This window comes from Rhodococcus sp. PvP016 (assembly GCF_017832185.1).
In the GTDB taxonomy this organism is placed as follows: Bacteria; Actinomycetota; Actinomycetes; order Mycobacteriales; family Mycobacteriaceae; genus Rhodococcoides.
The window spans coordinates 1,600,680-1,621,885 of record NZ_JAFIBH010000001.1 but is presented as its reverse complement, the minus strand read 5'-3'; the positions used below and the strand labels follow the sequence as shown (position 1 = coordinate 1,621,885).

Genomic DNA, 21,206 nt, shown 5'->3' with positions numbered 1-21,206 from the left:
TCAGTCCGCCAGAGCCCCTGCCAGCTGGTCACGGGAGTCGAGCCCGAGCTTCACGTACACCTTGGACAGGTGGTACTCGACCGTGCGAGAGCTCAGATGCAGCGCCCCCGCGACATCGCGGTTCGAGCGGCCGCGGCTGACCATGCGGGCTATGTCGAGTTCCTGCGGGGTCAGGACGTCGGCGACCGGGATGTCGTGGGTGCGGCCCTCTCCACTCGCCCGCAGCACCGACCGGGTCCGGTCGATCCACGCCGGGAGTTCGAGGCTCTCGAACACACCCAGTGCGGCGTGCAGGTGCTCGCGCGCCTCCACACGGCGGCGCTTCCCCCGCAGATATTCGCCGTAGGCCAATCGAGTTCGCGCCGACTCGAACGGGCGCTGCGCCAGACCCGTTGCACGGCAGGCGTTGTCGAACAACTCCTCGGAGTCACCTGCCGCCAGCGCCGTCAGCCGCAGCTGCACCGCACCGCCCCACGACGATCCCGCATCGCACCATCGCGCGAACCGTTCGAGAGCTCGCTCCGCGAGATCGGGCTTCCCGACGGCGACCGCTGCCTCGACCAGATCAGGTGTCGCGAGCAGACTCACCTCGGGGTGACGACGTTCGCCGAGCACCGTCGGTACGAGTATCTCGACGGCATCGTCGAACCGGGCCATGGACACCGCCGACCGGCCCGCCGCCCAGTCGAGCGAGGCCGTCGGGTGCTCGGCGCCGCGGCCCGTCACCGCGCGTCGGTGCCGTTCGCAGGACGCCGTGTCACCGTCGAGCGCGGCGAGGTGCGCGAGGACGGTGTGCTGGAAGGCACCGTCGGTCTCCTCCCCGGCGTGTGCAGCGAGCGACAAACCCTCGCCCGCTGCCGCACGCGCGGCCTCAAGGCGGCCTTGACCCGCGAGGACCAACGCCTGCAGTTGCAGCGCGAACGGCAGCTCCGTGGCTCGACCGCGCACCCGCATGGCACGGATCGCTCGCTCGCAGAACACCCGGGTGCCCACGTCGTCACCCACCATCGTCGCGATCTCCGCGGCGAAGAGCAGCTCCCGCGGCTCGATCAGGTTCACCGCGTCCCGTAGCGAGCGAGTCAGGTCACCGATGGCCGGGCGGAAGTTGTCGCGCATGACGTCGACACCGGCGGGCGCCGCCTGACGAACCAGGGCCGCGAAGACGCCACTGCTCTCGACGGCCTCGTCCTCGATGGAATCCGCGAGGTTCGCCGCCTTCTCGGCCCAGTCTGCGCGCCCTCCCCACCACGCCAGGCCGGTGACGCGGGCCGCGAGATCGACGGCCAGCCTCGGATCCCGTCGGGCTGCAGCTCCCGCACCGTCGACGAGGATGCGCAACGCGTCGGCAGGCAACCCGCGGCTCAACGCGACGGCTCCCCGGATCTGGGCTGCGGTCCCGGCGATGGACACGTCCCGACCGGTCACTCCGGCGCTCGTCACCAGCCACTCGGCCTGAGCCGGCCGACCGAGCACCCAGCTGACCAGCCCAGCGGACACCAGCCGACGAACCCGAGCGTCGTGCTCCGTGGCCAGTTCGGCAGCGCGAAGCCATCCGTTCAGCGCAGCGGGCGACGCGTCCACTGTCCGCAGAACCGATTCCAACTCGTCACCGGCGTCGGTGCCCGTCCTCTCCTCCACGGCTGCGCGGTGCAGGGCTCGGGGAAGGACGAGATCGGCGTTGTCCTGCAACTCGTCCGCGAGAGCGCGGTGCACCGCTCGCCTCGACGCCGCGTCCGCGCTGTGGAAGGCAGCGCTGCGATGGGGACGCCTCGACCACCCGCGGCCGGACTCGTCGACTCGCACCAACCGTCGGCTCTCGAGGACGTCCAGTTCGTCGCCACCCAGCCCGAGACGCGCACAGGCGCCGTCGAGAACGGTGATCGGAAGCCCGTCCCCCACCGCCACGACCAGCATCGCTGCTCGCCCCGTCTCCGACAGGCCCTGCGCGAGCATGCTCCACCGCGCAGTCCATGCCGGGCCCGGCACGGCCGGCTCCGGGAGACTCGTGTGACCGGCCATCTCCTCGGGGGTCAGGACCGCTGCCATCTCCCGAGCTGCCAACGGATTTCCGCCGGACGCGGCAGCGATGTCGTCGACGACCGAATCGGGTACCGACGCGTCGAGGCAGCCACGAACTGTCGCCGCGGTGTCACCGGACGACAGTGGGTGCAGCCGCAGCACCGCGGCACCGGCCGGAAGACTCTCGCCGCGCCGCCACCCGATCAGCACGAGGAAGACCGGTAGCGACGCCACCCGGCGGGCGAGAATACCGAGCAGTCTGCGCGCCGAATGATCCGCGCGGTCCAGGTCGTCCACCACCAGAACGACCGGCCCGCCGCGGGTCGCGTCGGCGAGCGCATCCAGAGCGGCGTTCGCGGCCACGACGTCGTCCACGTCGTCGGTGACGGGACCCGTCCCCAGCAGTCGAGCGAACAGGTCTGTCCCGTGCTCGCCCACCCGCGCCCGTACGAATCGTGTGCGGAGCCCGGCCCGCGGACCGACACTTCGCCCGACAGTGCTCTTCCCACTACCGAATTCGCCGACGACCACCACCGCGCCGCCGACACCGCCGTGGACGCCCTCGACGATCTCGAACAGCTGCCTGATCTCCGTCTCACGGCCGGTCGAGGGAGGAACATCGGTGTTCACAGCCCCACAGTAGATGACCTGGATCACAGCAACCGGTGGACTCATGGATGCGATCACGAGGTGCCGACGACGACTCTTCTCGGAAAGACCACAGAAAGCAGGAACCGAGTGAGCGTCACCTTCGATTACACCGGAAAGTCCGTTCTCGTGACCGGCGCCGGGAGCGGCATGGGCCGTGACAGTGCCACGGCATTCGCCGGCGCCGGCGCTCGTGTCGCCGTTCTGGACATCGACGCAGCGGCCGGGCGCACGACCGTCGAGCAGATCGAGGCGAGCGGCGGCGAGGCGATCTTCGTCGAGGTCGACGTGGCCGACGACGCCGCCGTGCACCGCGCCGTCGACACCGTCGTCGACCGATTCGGCCGGCTCGACGTCGCGCACAACAATGCAGGCGCCGAGGGTCAGCACGGGTTCATGCTCGAGCAGGACCCGGCCTCGTGGCGACGGACCCTCGACGTCAACCTGTCGTCCGTCTTCTACTGCATGCAGGCAGAGATCCCACACATGCTCGCCTCGGGTGGTGGCTCCATCATCAACACGGCCTCGGCGGCCGGATTGATCGGAGCGTACGGACTCACGCCCTACGTCGCGGCCAAGCACGGCGTCATCGGTCTCACCAAGGCAGCCGCGAACGAGTACTCCGAGCAGGGAATTCGCATCAATGCGTTGTGCCCCGGACCCATCGAGACACCGTTCATCTCCTCCTTCCCCAGCAGCTGGACGGACCGGTTGCTGAGCGCCGTGCCGATCAGGCGGCTCGGTCGGACCGACGAGATCTCGCAGGCCGTGTTGTGGCTGGGATCGGAGGCGTCCAGCTACGTCGTCGGGCACAGCCTCAGCGTCGACGGCGGTGTCACCATCGGCGGCGCGGAGACCCGCAACGACGACCTCGAGGACCGGGTGCTGACGTGACCGCCTCTCACACAGTTCAGGAACAACAGATGGAGAAACCTGTGACAATCACGGAACCTGCCGACACGAGCGCTGATTCGGTGGACGGGGTCGCTCCCGGTACTCCGATTCACGACGTCCTGTTCACGCCCGACAGCCCGATCTTCGAGGGCTCGAACGTGTTCACCGACATCGGATTCGGCCTGGTGCCTGCGGAGTACTCCACCACACGTGAGGAATTCCTCGCCTCGCGTGACGCGGCGTCCATCGGCTTCGTTCTGAGCAACAGCCCCGTCTACGACGTCTCCGGTCCGGACGCAGCGACCTTCCTCAACTCGGTGTGCGTCAACAAGGACTTCGGTCTCCTCGAGATGGGCTCGTCCAAGCACGTCGTCATCTGCAACGACGACGGCTACATGATCGCCGACGGCGTCCTGCTCAAGGTGGGCGACGATCATTTCCGCACCTACTGGCTCGCACCCGTGCTGGCGTTCTTCCTGGACACCTCCGACCTCGACGTCCAGGGCACGTGGGTTCAGGACGAGTACTTCTTCCAGATCGACGGCCCGAAGTCGAAGTCGATCATCGAGAAGGTCACGGGCGCCGATCTGAGTGACCTGGCCTTCGCGAAGAACAAGGTGATCACCCTCGCGGGTGCCGGTGCCACCGTGCATCGACTCGGGATGTCCGGAGCACTCGCCTACGAGATCCACGGACCGTCCACTCACGCCCGCGAGGCCTACCGACAACTGCGCGCCGAGGTCGAGGCCGCCGGCGGGAAGCCCCAAGGCTTCTGGAACTACTCCCTGGTCAACCACACCGTCGCCGGCTACCCCAACCAGGTCATCCACTTTCTCGACCCGGTCAAGGAGAGCTGGCCCGCACTCACCGAGTACATCCAGCACATCATTCCGTTCGACATCGGTCTGCACGGCAGCGCCTCGGACGATCCGAAGAATGCGTGGGTCACCCCGTTCGACGTCCGCTGGGGCTACCTGGTCAACTTCGACCACGAGTTCCCGGGCAAGGCCGCCTTGCAGAAGATCAAGGCGGAGGGCTCGAAGCGGACCACCGTCACCCTCGAGTGGAACGCCGACGACATCGGCGCGGTGTACGCGTCACAGTTCCGGGGCGCGGACGCCGTCGTCTACGACCCCATGAGCAACGACCCGGTCATCTCCGTCGACGATTATCACAAGGGCCGCATGCGCATCGACCACGTCTTGAAGGACGGCAGGAAAGTGGGACTCGCGACCGGTCGCACCCCCGCGTTCGTCGAGAACACGATGATCTCGCTGGCCTACCTCGACCGCGACCTCGCAGTCGAGGGCACGGAGGTGACGGTCCTGTGGGGCGACGTGGGTCACCCCCAGATCGAGATCCGGGCCGTCGTCGCTCAGTTCCCCTACTACAAGGGCGACTTCCGCAACGAGAAGCTCGACGTCAGCGCCCTCTGATCACGGTCGTCGACCGGCGTGCACTCCCGGTCGACGACCGACACCATCCATGGAGGGCCAGGAAGCGACATCATGACTCACGTCTTCGTGTACGACGCGAACCCCATGCGGGTGCGTTTCGGGTCAGGCGCGCTGGCGTCTCTGCCCGAGGAGCTCGACCTGCTCGGGCTGAGCCGGGTGCTGGTGCTCTGCTCACCCGGCCGGCGGGACACCGCGGATCGCATCGCCGGTCTGCTCGGCAACCGGTGCGTCGGAGTGCGCGCGGACGCGGTGATGCACGTTCCGGCGGACGTCGCCGAGCGTGCCGCCGCCGCCGCGGTCGAACTGGGAGCGGACGGATGCGTCACCGTCGGCGGCGGGTCCGCCATCGGACTGGGCAAAGCCATCGCGCTGGAGCACTCCCTTCCCGTGGTCGCGGTCCCCACCACCTACGCGGGATCGGAGATGACCCCGGTATGGGGCGTGACCACCAACGGGCGGAAAGAGACGGGCCGTGATCCGAAGGTGTTGCCCCGCAGCGTGGTCTACGATCCAGATCTGACACTGGCTCTGCCCGTGGAGATATCGGTGACCAGTGCGATCAATGCGATGGCGCACGCCGTGGAGGCGCTGTACGCCCCGGACGCCAACCCCGTCATCTGCCTGCTCGCCGAGGACGGGGTGCGTGCGCTCGCCGCGGCTCTGCCCGCAGTCGTGGCCGCACCCGGCGACCGGGACGTACGAAGCCGGGCGCTCTACGGCGCCTGGCTGTGCGGGACGGCCCTCGGTGCGACGACGATGTCGTTGCACCACAAACTCTGCCACGCCCTCGGCGGCACACTGAACCTGCCCCACGCCCCCACTCACACCGTGGTCCTCCCGCACGTCCTCGCGTTCAACACCCCCTACGCACCCCTGACCGTCGCCGCGCTCTCGCGTGCGCTGCCGGGCGAGGGCGCGCCCGCGGATCGACTGTGGCGGCTCGCGCGTGAACTCGGTGCACCGACGTCACTGCGTGAGCTCGGCATGGACGAGGCGGACATCGACCGCATCGCGGACGAGGTCACCAGCCGCCCCTACGGCAATCCCCGACCCGTCACCACCGAGGCCGTCGCGACACTGGTGCGGGCAGCGTGGGCCGGCGACGAACCTGTCGCTACCGCGTGACCGACGACCACCGTGACGCCACCGTGGACAGATCAGAGAGAGCAGCCATGGCCGGACACATCGATCACACGACCACGCCGCAGTCACGTTCCGCCGTCACGCCCGAGCAGGCAGCGGTGGAGGAGACACTGACGGCCGCCGTGCTGCGCTCCTTCGACAGCTGCACCGACCCGCGCCTGAGAACCGTGATGCACTCACTGGTGTCACACGTGCACGCCTTCGTCCGCGACGTGCGGCTGACCGAGGAAGAATGGAACACCGCCATCGGGTTCCTCACCGAGGTGGGCCACATCACCGACGACCGCCGCCAGGAGTTCATCCTGCTCTCCGACGTGCTCGGGGTGTCGATGCAGACCGTCAACGTCGACAACGTCGCCCACGGCGGCGCCACCGAGGCGACGGTGTTCGGCCCGTTCTTCGTCGAGGACGCGCCGCGCATCGACAACGGCGGTGATCTCGCCGGCGGTGCCGCCGGACAACCGTGCTGGGTCGAGGGCACCGTCCGCGACACCGACGGGGCTCCCGTACCGAACGCACGCATCGAGGTGTGGGAAGCGGACGAGGACGGCTTCTACGACGTCCAGTACGACGACGCACGCGTCTCCGCACGTGCCCACCTGTTCACCGACTCCGACGGCGCCTACCGGTTCTGGGCGTTGACGCCCACCCCCTATCCCATCCCGCACGACGGGCCGGTGGGACGAATGCTCGCCGCGACCGGGCGCTCCCCGATGCGTGCCTCACACCTGCACTTCATGGTCAGCGCTCCCGAGCTCCGAACGCTGGTCACGCACATCTTCGTCCGCGGCGACGACCTACTGGCCCATGACACGGTGTTCGGTGTGAAGGACTCCCTGATCAAGGACTTCGTCGAACAACCGGTCGGCACACCGGCGCCCGACGGCCGAGACCTCGCGGACACCACCTGGTCGCGGGTGCGGTTCGACATCGTCCTGGCGCCCGCGGGAACAGTGGACGCGACTTGACCGACGGTGTCGGTCGACCGGGCCGGGCACGACGTCGAGTCAGTGCAGCGACGACCGCGCGAGTGGCGCAACCTTCCCTGCCCCGACAACTCCGACAGCTGGAGAACGAGTTGGGCGTCGAGCTGTTCGATCGCTAGGGCGACCGACTCGCGCTCTCTCCTGCTGGGCACCGATTACTCGGTGACGCCCGTTCGCTTCTACGGCATGCGGACCTGTTCGTCTCGACAGCGCACTTCTACGCTCACGGTGGACTTCGTCTGTCCATCGCTGCTCGACAGTCACTCTCACGGATATCGTCGCGACTCCTGCAGACAGTGACCCCACCGTGGACGTCATCGGTTCGGACGGCAGGGAACTCGACGACATGGTGGGCAGGGAGCGCAGACATCGTGATTGCCGCCGACGCCGCAGGCGACACCTACGAGAGTCTCCACCTCGCAACACTTCCGGTACTTCCTTGCGCGCGCCCCCGTGACGAGCTGGCCGGTCGAGCGGAAGTGACGGTCGACGACGTGTCGAGAGAGCAGCTCGTCCTTCTGCCGCCGGGAACAGCTGCGCGGCAGACACTCCGCACCGTCGTCAGCAGCTGGGACAGTGACACCGGACGACCGATCGAAGCGGCGAACGGAACGATCGCACAAGCGCTCGCCGCAGCCGGCCGCGGAATCGCCGTCGTCACCGATGACCCCCGATTCGACCTGGCACACGCTCGCCGACAGTGCGCACCGGCTGCCTTCTCTCGCCACGGAACGTTGTCGGGTCGTCCACGGCACGTCGTGAAGTGAACACACCCACGTCCGGCATGTAGGAATATTTCCGATTGGGCGGCACACCCTTGGGCACGTAACGTCGACACAACTGGAGAAAAACGCAGCCTCGATATCTCGAATGGCTCGAACTCCGAACGGCGTAGAACATCACCTGCCACGGGGTGACGCTTGCGCCCACCGCACGCGTATTCATATGTGTTGCAGCGCGAAAGTTTTGTCGGACACGTGGCGAATCCACTGAGGGGACATCATGCGAAGAGGGCCGTCACTGCCACCCGCTCATACCGAGAATTGGAATTGGCAACTGGATGCCGCGTGTCGAGGCGAACGATCGGCCTCCTTCTTCGACACAGATTCAGCCAGCGAAGCGACGGCGAAGAAACTCTGCGAAGTATGCCCGGTGGCCGCTCAGTGCCTCGAATATGCAATGGACGCGGAGGAGCCTTACGGGATCTGGGGCGGACTCTCGCCGGAGGAGCGATTTCTCGAGAAGTGGAACAGGCCCGCGTGGCGAAGACGCCGCCGCCTCTACGCGGCCGGTGCGGGATGGCGAACATAGAGGAACCGCATTCACCGCCCGCTAGCGCAGCATGGTCCACGTCCAGGCGCAGGGAGCGTGCCCGGCAGTGAGGGGAGGAGCTGAGCACTCGCTCGCCCCTCCCCCCAGCCCCAGCCTCTGATGACACCCAGACGTCGCCCGAGCACGCTCCCGACCTTCGGGTCCCCTGAACGCCGTCAGGCCGGTGTTCCCGCCTCCTGCTCGTCGCGGCCGATGCGCGCGTAGACCGCGGGATTGCGCTTGCGGTACACGGCCGCGGTGATCAATCCCAGTGCCACGACCCCGTAGATGATCACGAGCATGAACGTCGTCGCGGCGCCGGTAGTTCCGGTCAGCAGCGTGAAATTCATGGTGGCGAGGTAGAGGACCACGGCCACGGCGATCGCCGAGATGGCAGTCAGGACCGGCGGGACCAGGCTCTCGCCGGGTGCGCGGTTCCTGATCAGATAATTGACGATGGCCAGCGCGACCATCAGCAGCAGGATCAGGAACGTGTAGGAGTAGAGGCCGGCGAGACGCCCGTACATCAAGCCCTCGTCCAGCTTCAGCACCACGATCACGAGCAGTCCCACCAACGAGGCCACCGTCATCGCCACGGACGCCCGGTGCGGTGAGAAGTGCGTTCCATGGACGCGACTGAGCGACCGATGCAGGATGCCGTCGGCGCTGAGGTTGAACAGGTAGCGGGTAGTGATGTTGTGCGACGCCAGCATCAACGCAAAGGCGCTGGTGAGCAGTAGCAGCGCTGCGATGTCGTACCCGACGGTTCCGATGTACTCCTTGACACTGGCAGTGGCCGCGCTCGCGGGGTCCTCGGTCACGGCGGTCAGCACCGCCTGTGGACCGTAGGAGTTGACGAACATCCATGCCGTGGCCCCGTAGAGAAGAGCGAGGAGGCCCACCACTCCGTACGTGGCGCGCGGAATCGTCTTGCTCGGATCGCGCACCTCGTCGCGGAAGATCACGGTGGCCTCGAACCCACCGTAGAGGCCGAGGGCGAACATGAATCCGATGCCGATCGACCCCGAGAAAATGGCGTCGCCACTGAAGGAATCGACCCCGATTCCTTCTGCTCCACCCCGTCCGACCACCGCCAGGTCGTACACCACCAAGAACACCAACTCGAGGGTGAGGAAGAGCGTCAGCACCTTCGCCGAGAGGTCGACTCGGAAATAGCCGAGAACGGAGACGATTGCCGAGAGCACCAGCGACCATGCCCACCACGGCAGGTCGGGGCCGTGCACGACGTCCGACATGAGGGCACGGGCGGCGGTGCCGCCCAGCGCGTACACGCTGAGACACGCGACGTAGTAACACATCATCGCTGTGAATCCGGCGGACAGGCCGACCACCTTACCGAGCCCGGCACTGATGTAGGCGTAGAAGCCGCCCGCAATGGGGAGTTTGCGTGCGATCGCAATCAGCCCGGTGGCCAGGAACGCGATGAACAGTCCGGCCACCAAAATGGACACCGGAACTCCGATTCCATTTCCCAGAAGAACGGCGACGGGAATGAAACCTATGAAGACCACCACCGGACCGTTGTAGGCCAGCACAGTGCAGACGAGCTCGAACGCTCCCATGTTTCCGCCGAGTTTCGGTGCAGTCGCACCGGGTTCTCCGGTCACCGGTCGTCCGACCGATCCAGTTGACTCCATACCGATGTCTCCGATCATCTCTCGTACGTGACAGCAATCACGCCTCGGTCCGAAGTATGGAGCTCCGACCGATGGTGAACCATCGGTGAACTCACGAATTCGTCAGCGTGGCTTTGGTAATCGACCCGTCGTCGGACCGGACGTGTTACTTCGCCGTCAATTCCTTGGCAACGATCATGCGCAGCATCTCGTTGGCACCTTCACCGATCGGCATGAGCGCAGCGTCGCGCATGTACCGCTCCAGCGGGAACTCCTTGATGTACCCGTATCCGCCGTGAAGCCGAATGGCGTCGTAGGTGACCTCCATCGCCGACTCGGTCGCGAAGATCTTCGCCATCCCGGACTCGGCGCTCGCACGACCGTCGGCATCGGTCTTGAGAGCGGCGTTGAGGTACAGCAGGCGAGACGCCTCCACCTTCGTCGCCATGTCAGCGAGCCTCATCTGGACGGCTTGATGCTCGGACAGCTTCTTGCCGAACGTCTCGCGCTGCTTGACGTACTCGACGGAATGCTCGAGGGCCGCTCGCGACATACCCGTCGATGCCGCCGCCATGTAGATGCGGCCACGATCGAGAGCCGCCATCATCTGGTAGAAGCCCTTGCCTTCCTCGCCGCCGAGGAGATTGGCCGCCGGCACGACTGCATTGTCGAAGTTGACCTCGCACAATTCGAGTCCACGGTGACCGAGCTTCTTGTAGTCGCTGCCGTAACTCAACCCGGGTGTGTCCTGCTCGACGAGCAGCTGGCTGATGCCTCCGCGGTGTGCCGGCTCGATGGTGGGATCGGTCTTGACCAGGGTCACCAACGGGTTGGCGTGCCGTGCGTGGGTGATGAAGATCTTGCTCCCGTTGACGATGTAGTTGTCCCCGTCGCGCCGGGCGGACAGCGTGATCTTCTTCAGGTCACTACCCGTGGAAGGCTCCGTGAGCGCGATACCGCTCATACGCCGACCCGCCGCCATGTCCGGCAGGAACCGGTTCTTCTGGTCCTCGGTTCCGAACTCGCTGATCAGGTACCCACCCGAGCTCGTGGTGTAGACCAGACTCGCGAGCGCCATCCAGCCCCGCGCCAACTCCTCGAAGATCAAGCCGTAGCTGACGTAGTCGAGGTCGGATCCGCCGTACTCCTCGGAGACGGTGATACCGAACAGACCGAGATCCGCGAGTTCGGGAATCAGGTCGTCCGGGTATTCGTCCTTGGCCTCGCGCTCCGAGGCAGTGGGTATGACGCGAGCGTTGACGAAGTCGCGCACGAGTTTGCGAAGCTGTACATGGTCGTCGGTGAGGCCGGCGGGTACGAAAGCGGAGGGCATGATGTTCCTTGGGTGTCGGGAGAATGAGGACTGGTCAGATCAGGCAGGCGGGTCGGTCCAGGCGTCGGCGGCCTCGGAGATGGTGGGAAACCAGACTCCGTCGTGGCTCACGACATGGTGGAGAAATCGTTCGAGCATCAGGAGATTGAATCCTCGACCGATGGTCTGTGGGTGCAGCGTCCACGTCATCATTCCGCCGGGGCATCTCTCGTAGGCGAAGTCGAACGCGTCCTTCCACCGCTGGAGCACTGTGTCGTTGGACTGCTGTGTCGCACTGCCTTTGAGCAATTCGAGCTCCGGGAAGTCGTCCAGTCCCCACGACACCGGAAACTCCAGAAGCGGCGACGGATCTCCGAAGGTGTTGCCCTTCTCCAGATCGATCGTGGTCACCATTCGAGGGTGGTACGGGGTGAAGTCTCGGCCCATGAGCGACGAGTCCCAGTCGAACCCGAACTCGGCGAGCACCGCGAGAGTGTTGTCCGTGACGTCGAGAGCCGGTGATCGATACCCTCGCGGACGACGTCCGATGAGCTCTTCGTGCAGACGAACCTGCAGCTCCATCAGCCGCCGTTCCTCGTCGAGCTCCAGTTTGGGTACGTATTCGTGGTAAACCCCGTGCGCCGCAATTTCGTGTCCCCGGTCCACGACGGCGGCCACCGCGTCCGGGAACGTCTGCATGGTGTGCGTGGGAACGCACCAGGTGGTCGTGATTCCGAAGCGATCGAACGTGTCGAGCAAGCGTGGGGCGCCTACCTCCGCGCCGAACTCTCCTCGCGAGAGATTCGATTGGGAGGTCGACCGGAAGGTCCCGATCCACACACTCTGTGCGTCGAAGTCCGGGCTCAGCGAGACGGCCAGACGCTTGCCGTCGGGGAGTTGCAGGGGCATGAGAGGACCTCTCGGAATGTCGGACAGGACAGGGGGGTCGGCTACGTGGCTATCCAGCCGCCGTCGACATGGATGACATCGCCGGTGATGTAGGCAGCGCCGTCGCCGGCGAGGAAGTACACGGTCGCGGCCACTTCGGAAGCGAGGCCGCCTCGCTGCACCGGGATGAGCATCTTCATCAGGTCAGGATTCGTGCCGACGCCCACATTCGTGTCGGGCACCACGTCACCGAGTATTTCCTCCGACGTGGCACGGATGCCGGTCTGGACCACACCGGGCGCAACGAGATTGGCATTGATGCCGTATCGGCCGAGATCGACTGCGAGACGACGCGTCATGCCCTCCAGCGCAGCCTTGGAGGTGACGTAGGCGAGCCCGTCGGGCAGCGCACGCGACGCAGCAATGGACCCGATGAGCACGATCGAACCGGACGACTGCGAGATCATCTGCTGTGCAACTGGTTTGACCACGTTGAACGTGCCGGTGAGGTTGATGTCGATCACCCGGTCCCACAGAGCGCGACTGGTCTGTTCGATACCGGCCAAGCCGTCGAACACCCCGGCACAACCGGCGAGCACGTCGATCTGTCCGGCGGCGGCGATCGACGAGACCACACTGCCCACCGCGTCGAAATCGGTGACGTCGACGACGTGCGACTCTGCGCTCCCCTCCGGCAGTGAGGCCATCACCGACTCGAGCCGCGACTCGGATATGTCGAGCAGGTGGACGCGGTCACCGTGCGCTGTGAAAGTGTCGGCCACGGCAGCGCCGATACCACTCCCAGCGCCGGTGATCAGGACGGTGCGCGGTGTAGTCGTCATCTTGGTGATCTCTCGCTAGAGGGTGGACAGGTTCAGGAACACGGGCTGCTGGGCCGGCGCGCCGAGTACGAAGTCGGCATCGCCGCCGCCGATGATGCGACGCTCGCGGATGAACGGCAGTGGTCGGGTCGGATCCGGGCTGTCGATCTCGCGGGCCAACCGATGTCCGGAGAAGATGGCGTCGGCGATGAAGTGCGGACGCACGCAATCGCCGACTCGGTACACCGCGGAGACCTCGTTGGCCTGCCAGTCGTCTCGCCGCGCCATCAGGCCGTGATACATCTCGTCGTCCGCTGCTCGGGTGCCGACGAGGACGACCGTGTCGACTCCGATCACCTCGTCGTCACGGTCCGGTGAGCTGAGCCGAACACTATCCGGGCCGACCGCGGTCACGGTGGTCTCGACGCGTAGTCCCACCTTCAGGTGGCGGAGATCCCGCAGGGTCGGGGTGATCTCACGGGTGTATCGCTGGTACTCACCGATGTGTTCACCACGAGCGGCGAGGATCACCTCGTGCCCCCGCTGAGCCAACATCTCGGCAATGCCGGGCCCCATGAAGTAGCCGTCGGAATCGACGACCACGACTCGTTGCCCGACCGGGGCGCCGTCACGCACCACTTGCTCGGGGGTCAGCAGACGATCTCCGAGAACGGCTTCGAGCCCGAACGCCGTTCGATCGTGCGGGTTGATTCCGTCGCGGGTGTAGTGCGACCCGGTGGCGGTGATGATGATTCCGGCGCCGTAGTCGAGGACGTCCTCGACCGTCATCGGGTTGCCCAGGATGACTTCCACGTTGCCCAGCTTGCGCAATTGATGTTCGCGATACTCGATCAGCCGCCGCCACTCGTGCCGACCGGGAAGCGTGGCGACCCAGTCGATACTTCCGCCGAGATGATCGGCCGCGTCCACCAGGTGGACGTTGCGCATGCCGCGCTTGCCCAGTACGGTCGCACATTCCATGCCGGCCGGTCCTGCGCCGATGATGAGCACGTCGTTCTCGTGGTTGGCGGCCCGGGTGAACTTCTCCGGATGCCAACCACGACGGAACTCCTCACCTGTGGTGGCATTCTGGGTACACCCGATGGGCATGGTGCCGATGTCGCGTGACACGCAGTAGTTGCAGCCGATGCACTCTCGGATGTCCTCGATGCTTCCGGCGTGAATCTTGTTCGGAAGAAACGGATCCGAGATACCCGCGCGAGCGGCACCGATGAAGTCGCACTGGCCTGCGTTCACGATGTCGACCATCGTGTCCGGGCTGTTCAGACGACCGACGTTGACCACGGGTTTCGTCGTGAACGCCTTCAGCCCACCCACCCAGGGCTTCTCGAAGTTCTCGGCGGCCGTACGCGATGACTGCGCGTCCTGCGCCCAGTCGAAACCACCGATGACGAAATCCCAGTAGTCGACGAGGTCGTCCATGTGCTCGATGAAGAGCGGGGTATCGGCGTCGGCGCGTAACCCGCGGTCACCGAGGCCGAGAGGGGCGTCGAGCGTGTCGACGCCGAGACGCAACCCGACGGCCACCTCGGGTCCGACCGCGGCACGGACTGCCGTGAGAACTTCTCGGTGGAACCGAGCGCGGTTCTCGAGTGAGCCGCCGTACTCGTCGGTCCGGGTGTTGTAATAGGGGATCAGCAGGTGAGCCAAGATCGACGCGGCGTGTCCGCAGTGCAAAGTGATCAGATCGAACCCGGCCTTCTTCGCTCGAAGAGCGGCCGCAACGTAGATGTCACGAATCTCGGCCAGAGCCGCACCGTCTGCTTCGATGAGACCACCTGCGTACGGCACAGCGAGCGAGGACTCCCCCGGGGTCGCCACGATGGCGCGCGGGGTCAACCCACGCCCCTCGGTCATCGGACCGACGGCGGCGTTGTATTCCAGTTCGATCCCGGCGAGCGCGCCATGGCGCTGGATCTCGGACGCGACGTGGGCGAGGTTCCGCACGTCCCCTTCGTCCCACAGCCGCGACATCCGGTGCGGCGACTTGTCCATCTCGGGAGTGATCGTCGTCGCTTCCGTGAAGACGACGCCCCACCCTCCCTCGGCGCGCATGCTGCGGTATCCGGCGGCGGAACCCGAATGGTCCGAGCCGAAACCGATGGCGTGGGGAGTGGCCCAGAAGCGGTTCTTGGATTCCTTCGGACCGATGCGCACGGCGTCGAACAACACGGAGTACCGGCGGGAGAGCGACATGTCCGATTCCTCTTCATGAATGGTGATGTGTGAACTGAGATCACGGTAAATCTGGGACCACCGTGGTGTATCTAGTGCGATTCACCGCGGACACCGGCACCAGTTGGTGATACCTACAACGTCCGGGTCGATAGCGGCCATCTCACACCACGGTGAGCTGCCGCTCGAGATCTGCACTGTCCCAGTAGAAACGCTCCCTCGACACGCCGCCGTCGCGGAACTCCTCGGCCACGCAGTAACGCAGGCGGACGGCCACGGGTTTCTCCTCGGAGAACGGTGCCCCGACGTAGTCCGCCGTCACGTCGAGTTCTCCGATGACACTGTCCGTCCCGGTGGTCACCATCGTCACGTCGACGACGACGTCGCGCAGGGTGGCGAAATAATCTCGGAGAAATGCGCGTACGGCATCGGTGCCGACGAACGGGTGTTCCGCGTCGGCCATGTCCACCAGGACGCAGTCCTCGGTGAAGGTCGCGACGAGAGCCTCTACATCGCGGTCGGCATAGGCCGCCATCTGGGTACGAAAGATGGCCTCGAGGGTGTTCGCACCCATCAGTGATCTTCTCGGGTGTCGGCAGCGGGTGGCGTCGGCGCGGTCACGTAGATCGCCCCGCGTGATCGGACGGGAGCGAGAAGCTCCTCCGAGTACTTCTCGTCCTCGGTGGCCTGTCTGATCGGACGAGGCCCGGGAAGCGGAATCTTCAGCGCTTTGTAGACAGCGGACGACATGTAATACGCCGCGGTCAAGGCGAAGACGACGGGCTCGCGGGTCTCTGCGTCCCAGATCTGGACGTCGTCGAGGGTCACCGAGATCGCGTCACCGGCGCGTCGACCGGCGGCGATCACCGGTGCCGCCAGTGCGGGATCGGCGGCGAGCACCTGATCGAGCAAGCGCTCGTGGGCACCGACCTCGCGCCCGGAAGGCAGAGTGTCGGTGCCGGGCAGAAGCACGTCGACCAGAAGGGCGAGGCCCGGGCGGGCGCTGTCGATCTCGGTCACGTCGTTGTCGGTGGTGGTCATACAGGAACCTTCTGCGCGGAAGCGGTCTCGGCCAGATGCATCGCTGCCCGAGCGGCGAATGCGGTGATGGTCGGCGTCGGATTCACCGATGACGAGGTCACGAACACGCTGCCGTCCATGACGAAGAGATTGGGCACGTCGTGTGAGCGCCCGTACTGATCGACCACAGAGTTCTTCGGGTCGTCCCCGCAGCGTGCGGTACCCAACAGGTGCCATCCGACCGACGGCAGCCAGTCGACTCGCCGTGTCTCGACGGCACCGGCCGCTTCGTGTGCCTCGCGCATGCGGGCGACATTGAAATCGATGTTTCGACGCGTGTCTTCGGAGATCTTGTACGTCAGCTTGGGCGCAGGTAGCCCGGACCCGTCCACCATCTCGTTGCTGAGCGTGACCCTGTTCGACTCGTCCGGGAGGTCCTCGATGATGGCACCCCATTCGAAGGATCGGCCCAGTACCCGCTCGACGAGACGCTGTCCCGCCGCGCCGGACCGTTCGGGGAGCGGGAGCTCGGAGTAGCGGTGCAGCACCTCCATCGGGCTGGTGATCGGTTGGCACGACCACTTGGCTCCACGCGCGAAACCACGCGACAGATCGGTCTCTGCGAACTGCATCGAGGTCAGGGAAGCGCCGAAAGGTCCGAGCCAGCTCTCGAGGTCACGTTCGTAGACCCCCATCACCCCGACGAAGGGATGCATCATGAGACGACGCCCGACGAGTCCCGACGAGTTGGCCAAGCCGTCCGGGAACAGAGACGACGTGGACATCTGCAGTAGTCGCGGGGTCCCCACGCCGTTTCCACACACGATGACCACCTGCGCGGAGGTGTGGTGCTCGGCGCCGTCGTCGTCGAGCCAGGTTGCCCCGGTCGCGAGTCCTGCCTTGTCGACGGTGATCTCCCGGACCCGAGCGCCGGTGATCAGCCTGACGCCCGCGCCGAGCGCGGCCGGCCACATCGCGACGTCGAAGGATCCTTTGGCTCCCTCGGGGCAACCCGACATGCAGGTCCCCCACCGGGCGCAGGCACCCCTGTCCCCCGCGCTGTGCGTCATGATCGCGTTGGTTCCCGGCCACCAGTGCCAGCCGAGCTTGTTCATACCCTCCGCGGCAGTGATGCCGGCGCGACCGATGGGGACACCGGGCTGGGGCAGATCCCACCCCGGCGGGAATGCCGTGTCGCCGTCGACCCCCGACACTCCGACCATCTCGTCGCACAGCGAGTAGTACGGCTCGAGATCCTCGTACGTCAGCGGCCAGTCGTCGGCGACGCCGTAGAGACTGTTGACACGGAAGTCCGAGGGGACGAAACGTGGCCACTCGGCACCGTAGTAGACAGTGCTACCGCCGACCCCGTTGAAGTTCAGCGGGTGAACGTCGGAGTCGACGCAGTCCACCGGGTAGTCCCAGCTCATCTTGCGTACGTTCGGGTCGGGTGACAACGGACCCGCCAACAGCACATCCCGCTCACGCTTGTCACTGGCGTACTGCGCACGGGTGAACCAGCCACCTTGTTCCAGCACCGTGACGCTGAAACCGTCCTCCGCGAGAATGCGTGCCGCGGTGGCGCCCGACGGGCCCGACCCGACGATCAGAACATCCGGAGTCTCGGTCGCTCCGCCGAATTTGCCTGACATGACACTCCCTCGGGCCGTGGTGGCGTTTGTTGACTACCCCCAAGTTAGGAGCCGAGCCCGGAGGCGGGTATCGGAATTACGACAACCGACGAGCTGATGTGTAGGTGAATCCACAGCGAGCGTCAATCATGGGCAGGTGGCGGAGAGGTGAGTGAGGGCCGATCCGCACGGAGACGATCGGTGAACTCGTGGTGTTCACCCGCGATCAGGCATGCCAGGATTCGACCCGCCACCGGCCCGGTGGCCATACCGGAGGCGTGACCGATCGTGGCGTAGGCGCCGTCCACTCTGTCGACCACCGGCAGCAGGTCTGCCGTCGTGCTCTGCAGTCCCGCCCACAGAGACGTGACACCGAAGGTGCTGTACTCCGCGTACCGGTCGATCGTCGTGGAGATCATCGACTGCGTCGCGCGCATGCTGATGTGCGGGTTGAGCGAACCGGTGATGTCGATACTGGATCCGATGTGGAGAGAGCCGTCCGAGAACTGCGTGATGGAGTCGTCGTAATCCCAGTCGGCTGGTGTCGCGTCCGGGTCGTCGCGGACCGCACCGAGCGGGTTCGGCGCCGCGAAAGCCTCGCGACGAAACCCGGGCAGGTCGGTGAGCGCACCACAGGACGCCACCCCGCGCGGACCGTGCATGACCACGCTCGGTCGTTGAGCGAGCGGCTGCGTGACGATCTGGCCCATCCGGCTCGTGGTCAACGCGATGGAGACACCTTCCGCGTCGAGGCCCCGCGCCCATGCGCCCGTTGCCCACACGACACCCGGTCCGTGGACGTCGCCACGGGTGGTCCGCACTCCGGTGATGGTGTCCCCGCGTCGGATCGTCGACAACACCGGGGTGTTGTCGAACCGTTTCACACCCGCCTCGGTGCAACTGGTCGCGAGTGCGCGAACGAATCGCTGAGAATCGATCTGAGCGTCCTCGGCGCAGTACACTGCCCCGATCGCAGTCGACGGGAGCATGGGCGCGTGCGCGAGTGCGTCTGCGCGCGTGACGAATTCGACGCTGAGTCCGTGGCGTCGCCTGTCGGCGACATAGTCGGCGAGGATCTCCTGCTGCTCGTCCGTCTCGTAGAAGAACAGACCACCACGGGTGCGGTGGTCGAATCCACCCCCGATGCGATCCGCGTACTCGGCGTAGAGGGCGGCGCCTGCCCGTGCCAGATCGAGCTCCAGGCCGCCGCGCTGGAGTTGCAGCCACACGGCGCCCGGATTTCGGCCCGAGCCGCCGAACGCCGCGAATCGCTGGTCCAGGACTGCGACGTCGTAGCCTCTCGCTCGCAATTCGTACGCAGTGCACATTCCAGCGATGCCGGCACCGACCACGATGACGTCGGCGGTGGCGAGTGGTTCCGAGGCGACCATGACGGGTCTCCTTCCCGAGCGTGCAACGATGACCGCACACTACGTCAGTCGACCTCGCCCGAACGACAGTAGAACACCAGTGATCGGACTGCAGGTGTCGTAACTATTCCATCGGCGGCCCCGCCAGATGTCGGTAGAGTGCTCGACACCCGGGAAGAGAGGCTGTGATGTCCAGCACGACGGCGGAGTGCACGCTGGGCACCGTTCTGGGCGAATTAGGTTCTGCGGCATCACTCATCGGCAACAGTGGCGCGTGGCTCGATCGCAAGGTCAGCGGTGCCGTCATCTGGCTCGCCGCCGACCCGATGCCAGTCGACACCCAGCAACTGGTCGTCTGTCCGGAGGCCCTCACCGACGTGGCCACGGTCCGCGCCCTGCTGGACGGCGCAGAATCGCGCGCCGTGGTGGTTCGCGCGCCTACGGACCAGACGATCGCCGAGTACATCCTCGACCGCAGCCGCACCCACGCGATCGTCGTCCTCGAACAGGGCGGGACGCCCGCTGACGCCATCTCGGCCACCGAGCGTGCCGCGCAGAGTGTCGACGAGTCGGTGTCACGTCGCCTGGCATCCCTTCAGCGGACCCTCAGCCGCGCGCTGGCTGACCGTTCCACCATCGAGAGTCTCGCTTCTCGCCTGAAGAAGCTCTGCAATGCGACCATCGTCCTGCTCGATCGGAACGGCGACGTCCTCCATGCCACCGGGCCTGTTCCGCTGTCGCTACTGTTCGGAGAGATCTCCAAGACGCACTCCGAATCGCAGATCATCGACATCGACGGATGGCACGGCGTCGCGACACGCCTGGAGGACTTCGACGAGCCCGACGAGCATCTCGGCTGGCTCGTCGCGACGTCACGACGTCAACCCTTCCCCGATCCGTACGTCATCGCGGCGGTTCACATGGCCGCGACGCTCGTCGAGGTCGATCGCCGGATGACGACCATCTCCCGTGCCCAGGAGCGGGCCATCCGGGCCACGGTCCTCGAACAGATTCTGGCGCTGCGCCCGATCCGCGACGATCCGGAGCTTGCGGGACGACTTGCGGGCCTGGGCGTCACCTTCACCGGCGCGGCGCGGGTGGTAGTGCTGCGACCGGTGCGCTCGACCCGAAAGGCACGGTTGGCCGAAACACTCGAACAACTCGCAGCCGCCACTGCCGCGACGCTCGCCGCCGCCAGCGTGTCACACCTGATCACGGTGCGGGACAACACGGTGACGGTGCTGGCCCAGGCCGACACTCCCGAGATCGCAGCCCTGCTGTCACGCCAGTCCGGTCCGGTGAATTTTCACTGCGGAATCGGTCGACGGATCACAGTGGTCGCAGATGCGGCAGACTCCTACCACGACGCACAGCTCGCTGTGCAGTCATTGCGCCGCAACGGATCTCAGAAGACGACGATGAGTTACGAGGACTTCGACCTCGCCACTGCTCTCTTCTCCGATGTAGGACTCGATCAGATGGCCGCTCGCGCCGAGGTGTACTTCGCCGGCATTCGGGATCGGGAGGCGTTGATCGACGGGCTGCGCGCATACTTCGATCACGGTCAGAACATCATCGCTGCTGCGGCCGAACTCGACATCCACCACAATTCCCTGCGATACCGACTGTCCAAGATCGAGGAAGCGCTCGATGTCCATCTGAAGGACGCCGGCGACATCTCGTCCGTCTACCTCGCGTTGACGGCGCTGGAACTCAGCGGCAAACTCGACGCACGCACGGCACGGGTGACTCGTCGCAACTCCGGCCACGCACGCGCCGCCGACATCGCAGCCAGCGGCACCCCTACCGACTATCCCGGTACCGAAGCCGGCCCGGGCGTCGTCATGGACGACAACTGACCTCGTCCATCCCG

18 protein-coding genes are annotated in these 21,206 nt (G+C 65.9%); 8 read left to right on the top strand and 10 right to left on the bottom strand.

From position 1 onward, the window contains the following. On the bottom strand, window positions 1-2,649 hold the full coding sequence (locus JOE30_RS07440; protein ID WP_204870080.1) for a LuxR family transcriptional regulator: 2,649 nt from the start codon (window positions 2,647-2,649) through the stop codon (window positions 1-3). A 108-nt stretch (window positions 2,650-2,757) separates the two neighbouring features. Between JOE30_RS07440 and JOE30_RS07435 the strand changes: the two genes are divergently transcribed. The 7 genes from JOE30_RS07435 to JOE30_RS07405 all read left to right on the top strand — a co-directional run bounded on the left by JOE30_RS07435 (window position 2,758) and on the right by JOE30_RS07405 (window position 8,458). Further along, window positions 2,758-3,561, top strand: coding sequence for a glucose 1-dehydrogenase (locus JOE30_RS07435; RefSeq protein ID WP_307806095.1), 804 nt, complete (start codon window positions 2,758-2,760; stop codon window positions 3,559-3,561). A 41-nt stretch (window positions 3,562-3,602) separates the two neighbouring features. Further along, entirely contained in the window at window positions 3,603-4,997 is a 1,395-nt protein-coding gene (locus JOE30_RS07430) for an aminomethyltransferase family protein (RefSeq protein WP_204870079.1), read from the top strand. 72 nt (window positions 4,998-5,069) lie between these two features. After that, window positions 5,070-6,143 (top strand): maleylacetate reductase, encoded by a 1,074-nt coding sequence (locus JOE30_RS07425; RefSeq protein ID WP_204870077.1) that lies wholly within the window; start codon window positions 5,070-5,072, stop codon window positions 6,141-6,143. Window positions 6,144-6,190: 47 nt separating this feature from the next. Further along, a complete protein-coding gene (locus JOE30_RS07420) occupies window positions 6,191-7,129 on the top strand; it encodes a dioxygenase (protein ID WP_204870076.1) in 939 nt (312 codons plus the stop codon). Further along, window positions 7,126-7,266, top strand: a complete 141-nt coding sequence (locus JOE30_RS21805; protein ID WP_204870074.1) for a LysR family transcriptional regulator — start codon at window positions 7,126-7,128, stop codon at window positions 7,264-7,266. The genes JOE30_RS07420 and JOE30_RS21805 overlap by 4 nt, the downstream gene beginning before the upstream one ends. Before the next feature lie 177 nt (window positions 7,267-7,443). Further along, window positions 7,444-7,914 (top strand): LysR substrate-binding domain-containing protein, encoded by a 471-nt coding sequence (locus tag JOE30_RS21800; RefSeq protein ID WP_371831712.1) that lies wholly within the window; start codon window positions 7,444-7,446, stop codon window positions 7,912-7,914. 235 nt (window positions 7,915-8,149) lie between these two features. After that, window positions 8,150-8,458 carry a WhiB family transcriptional regulator gene (locus JOE30_RS07405; protein ID WP_204870071.1) on the top strand — a complete coding sequence of 103 codons (309 nt, stop codon included), beginning with the start codon at window positions 8,150-8,152 and terminating at the stop codon, window positions 8,456-8,458. 176 nt (window positions 8,459-8,634) lie between these two features. Here JOE30_RS07405 and JOE30_RS07400 read toward each other — a convergent pair whose 3' ends face one another. The 9 genes from JOE30_RS07400 to JOE30_RS07360 form a co-directional block, all read right to left on the bottom strand. After that, window positions 8,635-10,041, bottom strand: coding sequence for an APC family permease (locus JOE30_RS07400; RefSeq protein WP_204870070.1), 1,407 nt, complete (start codon window positions 10,039-10,041; stop codon window positions 8,635-8,637). Between the two features lie 220 nt (window positions 10,042-10,261). Next, window positions 10,262-11,428 carry an acyl-CoA dehydrogenase family protein gene (locus JOE30_RS07395; protein WP_204870069.1) on the bottom strand — a complete coding sequence of 389 codons (1,167 nt, stop codon included), beginning with the start codon at window positions 11,426-11,428 and terminating at the stop codon, window positions 10,262-10,264. Window positions 11,429-11,467: 39 nt separating this feature from the next. Further along, window positions 11,468-12,316 carry a polysaccharide deacetylase gene (locus JOE30_RS07390; protein ID WP_204870068.1) on the bottom strand — a complete coding sequence of 283 codons (849 nt, stop codon included), beginning with the start codon at window positions 12,314-12,316 and terminating at the stop codon, window positions 11,468-11,470. Between the two features lie 41 nt (window positions 12,317-12,357). After that, on the bottom strand, window positions 12,358-13,137 hold the full coding sequence (locus tag JOE30_RS07385; RefSeq protein WP_204870067.1) for an SDR family NAD(P)-dependent oxidoreductase: 780 nt from the start codon (window positions 13,135-13,137) through the stop codon (window positions 12,358-12,360). Between the two features lie 15 nt (window positions 13,138-13,152). Beyond that, entirely contained in the window at window positions 13,153-15,333 is a 2,181-nt protein-coding gene (locus JOE30_RS07380; protein WP_204870066.1) for an FAD-dependent oxidoreductase, read from the bottom strand. 142 nt (window positions 15,334-15,475) lie between these two features. Next, a complete protein-coding gene (locus JOE30_RS07375) occupies window positions 15,476-15,886 on the bottom strand; it encodes a nuclear transport factor 2 family protein (RefSeq protein ID WP_204870065.1) in 411 nt (136 codons plus the stop codon). Then, window positions 15,886-16,353, bottom strand: a complete 468-nt coding sequence (locus JOE30_RS07370) for a hypothetical protein (RefSeq protein WP_204870064.1) — start codon at window positions 16,351-16,353, stop codon at window positions 15,886-15,888. The genes JOE30_RS07375 and JOE30_RS07370 overlap by 1 nt, the downstream gene beginning before the upstream one ends. Continuing rightward, window positions 16,350-17,984, bottom strand: coding sequence for a GMC family oxidoreductase (locus JOE30_RS07365; RefSeq protein ID WP_204870062.1), 1,635 nt, complete (start codon window positions 17,982-17,984; stop codon window positions 16,350-16,352). The genes JOE30_RS07370 and JOE30_RS07365 overlap by 4 nt, the downstream gene beginning before the upstream one ends. A 122-nt stretch (window positions 17,985-18,106) precedes the next feature. Beyond that, on the bottom strand, window positions 18,107-19,354 hold the full coding sequence (locus JOE30_RS07360; RefSeq protein WP_204870060.1) for an FAD-binding oxidoreductase: 1,248 nt from the start codon (window positions 19,352-19,354) through the stop codon (window positions 18,107-18,109). A 167-nt stretch (window positions 19,355-19,521) separates the two neighbouring features. On the opposite strand from JOE30_RS07360, the gene JOE30_RS07355 reads away from it, so the two are divergent. Then, window positions 19,522-21,192 carry a CdaR family transcriptional regulator gene (locus JOE30_RS07355; RefSeq protein WP_204870058.1) on the top strand — a complete coding sequence of 557 codons (1,671 nt, stop codon included), beginning with the start codon at window positions 19,522-19,524 and terminating at the stop codon, window positions 21,190-21,192. Window positions 21,193-21,206 lie beyond the last annotated feature (14 nt).

Coding starts and splice junctions, on each gene's coding strand:
- JOE30_RS07390 (WP_204870068.1), bottom strand. CDS start 12,316: ATGCCCCTGCAACTCCCCGACGGCAAGCGTCTGGCCGTCTCGCTGAGC.
- JOE30_RS07400 (WP_204870070.1), bottom strand. CDS start 10,041: ATGGGAGCGTTCGAGCTCGTCTGCACTGTGCTGGCCTACAACGGTCCG.
- JOE30_RS07405 (WP_204870071.1), top strand. CDS start 8,150: ATGCGAAGAGGGCCGTCACTGCCACCCGCTCATACCGAGAATTGGAAT.
- JOE30_RS07360 (WP_204870060.1), bottom strand. CDS start 19,354: ATGGTCGCCTCGGAACCACTCGCCACCGCCGACGTCATCGTGGTCGGT.
- JOE30_RS07395 (WP_204870069.1), bottom strand. CDS start 11,428: ATGCCCTCCGCTTTCGTACCCGCCGGCCTCACCGACGACCATGTACAG.
- JOE30_RS07375 (WP_204870065.1), bottom strand. CDS start 15,886: ATGGGTGCGAACACCCTCGAGGCCATCTTTCGTACCCAGATGGCGGCC.
- JOE30_RS07355 (WP_204870058.1), top strand. CDS start 19,522: ATGTCCAGCACGACGGCGGAGTGCACGCTGGGCACCGTTCTGGGCGAA.
- JOE30_RS07385 (WP_204870067.1), bottom strand. CDS start 13,137: ATGACGACTACACCGCGCACCGTCCTGATCACCGGCGCTGGGAGTGGT.
- JOE30_RS07370 (WP_204870064.1), bottom strand. CDS start 16,353: ATGACCACCACCGACAACGACGTGACCGAGATCGACAGCGCCCGCCCG.
- JOE30_RS07365 (WP_204870062.1), bottom strand. CDS start 17,984: ATGTCAGGCAAATTCGGCGGAGCGACCGAGACTCCGGATGTTCTGATC.
- JOE30_RS07380 (WP_204870066.1), bottom strand. CDS start 15,333: ATGTCGCTCTCCCGCCGGTACTCCGTGTTGTTCGACGCCGTGCGCATC.
- JOE30_RS07420 (WP_204870076.1), top strand. CDS start 6,191: ATGGCCGGACACATCGATCACACGACCACGCCGCAGTCACGTTCCGCC.
- JOE30_RS07425 (WP_204870077.1), top strand. CDS start 5,070: ATGACTCACGTCTTCGTGTACGACGCGAACCCCATGCGGGTGCGTTTC.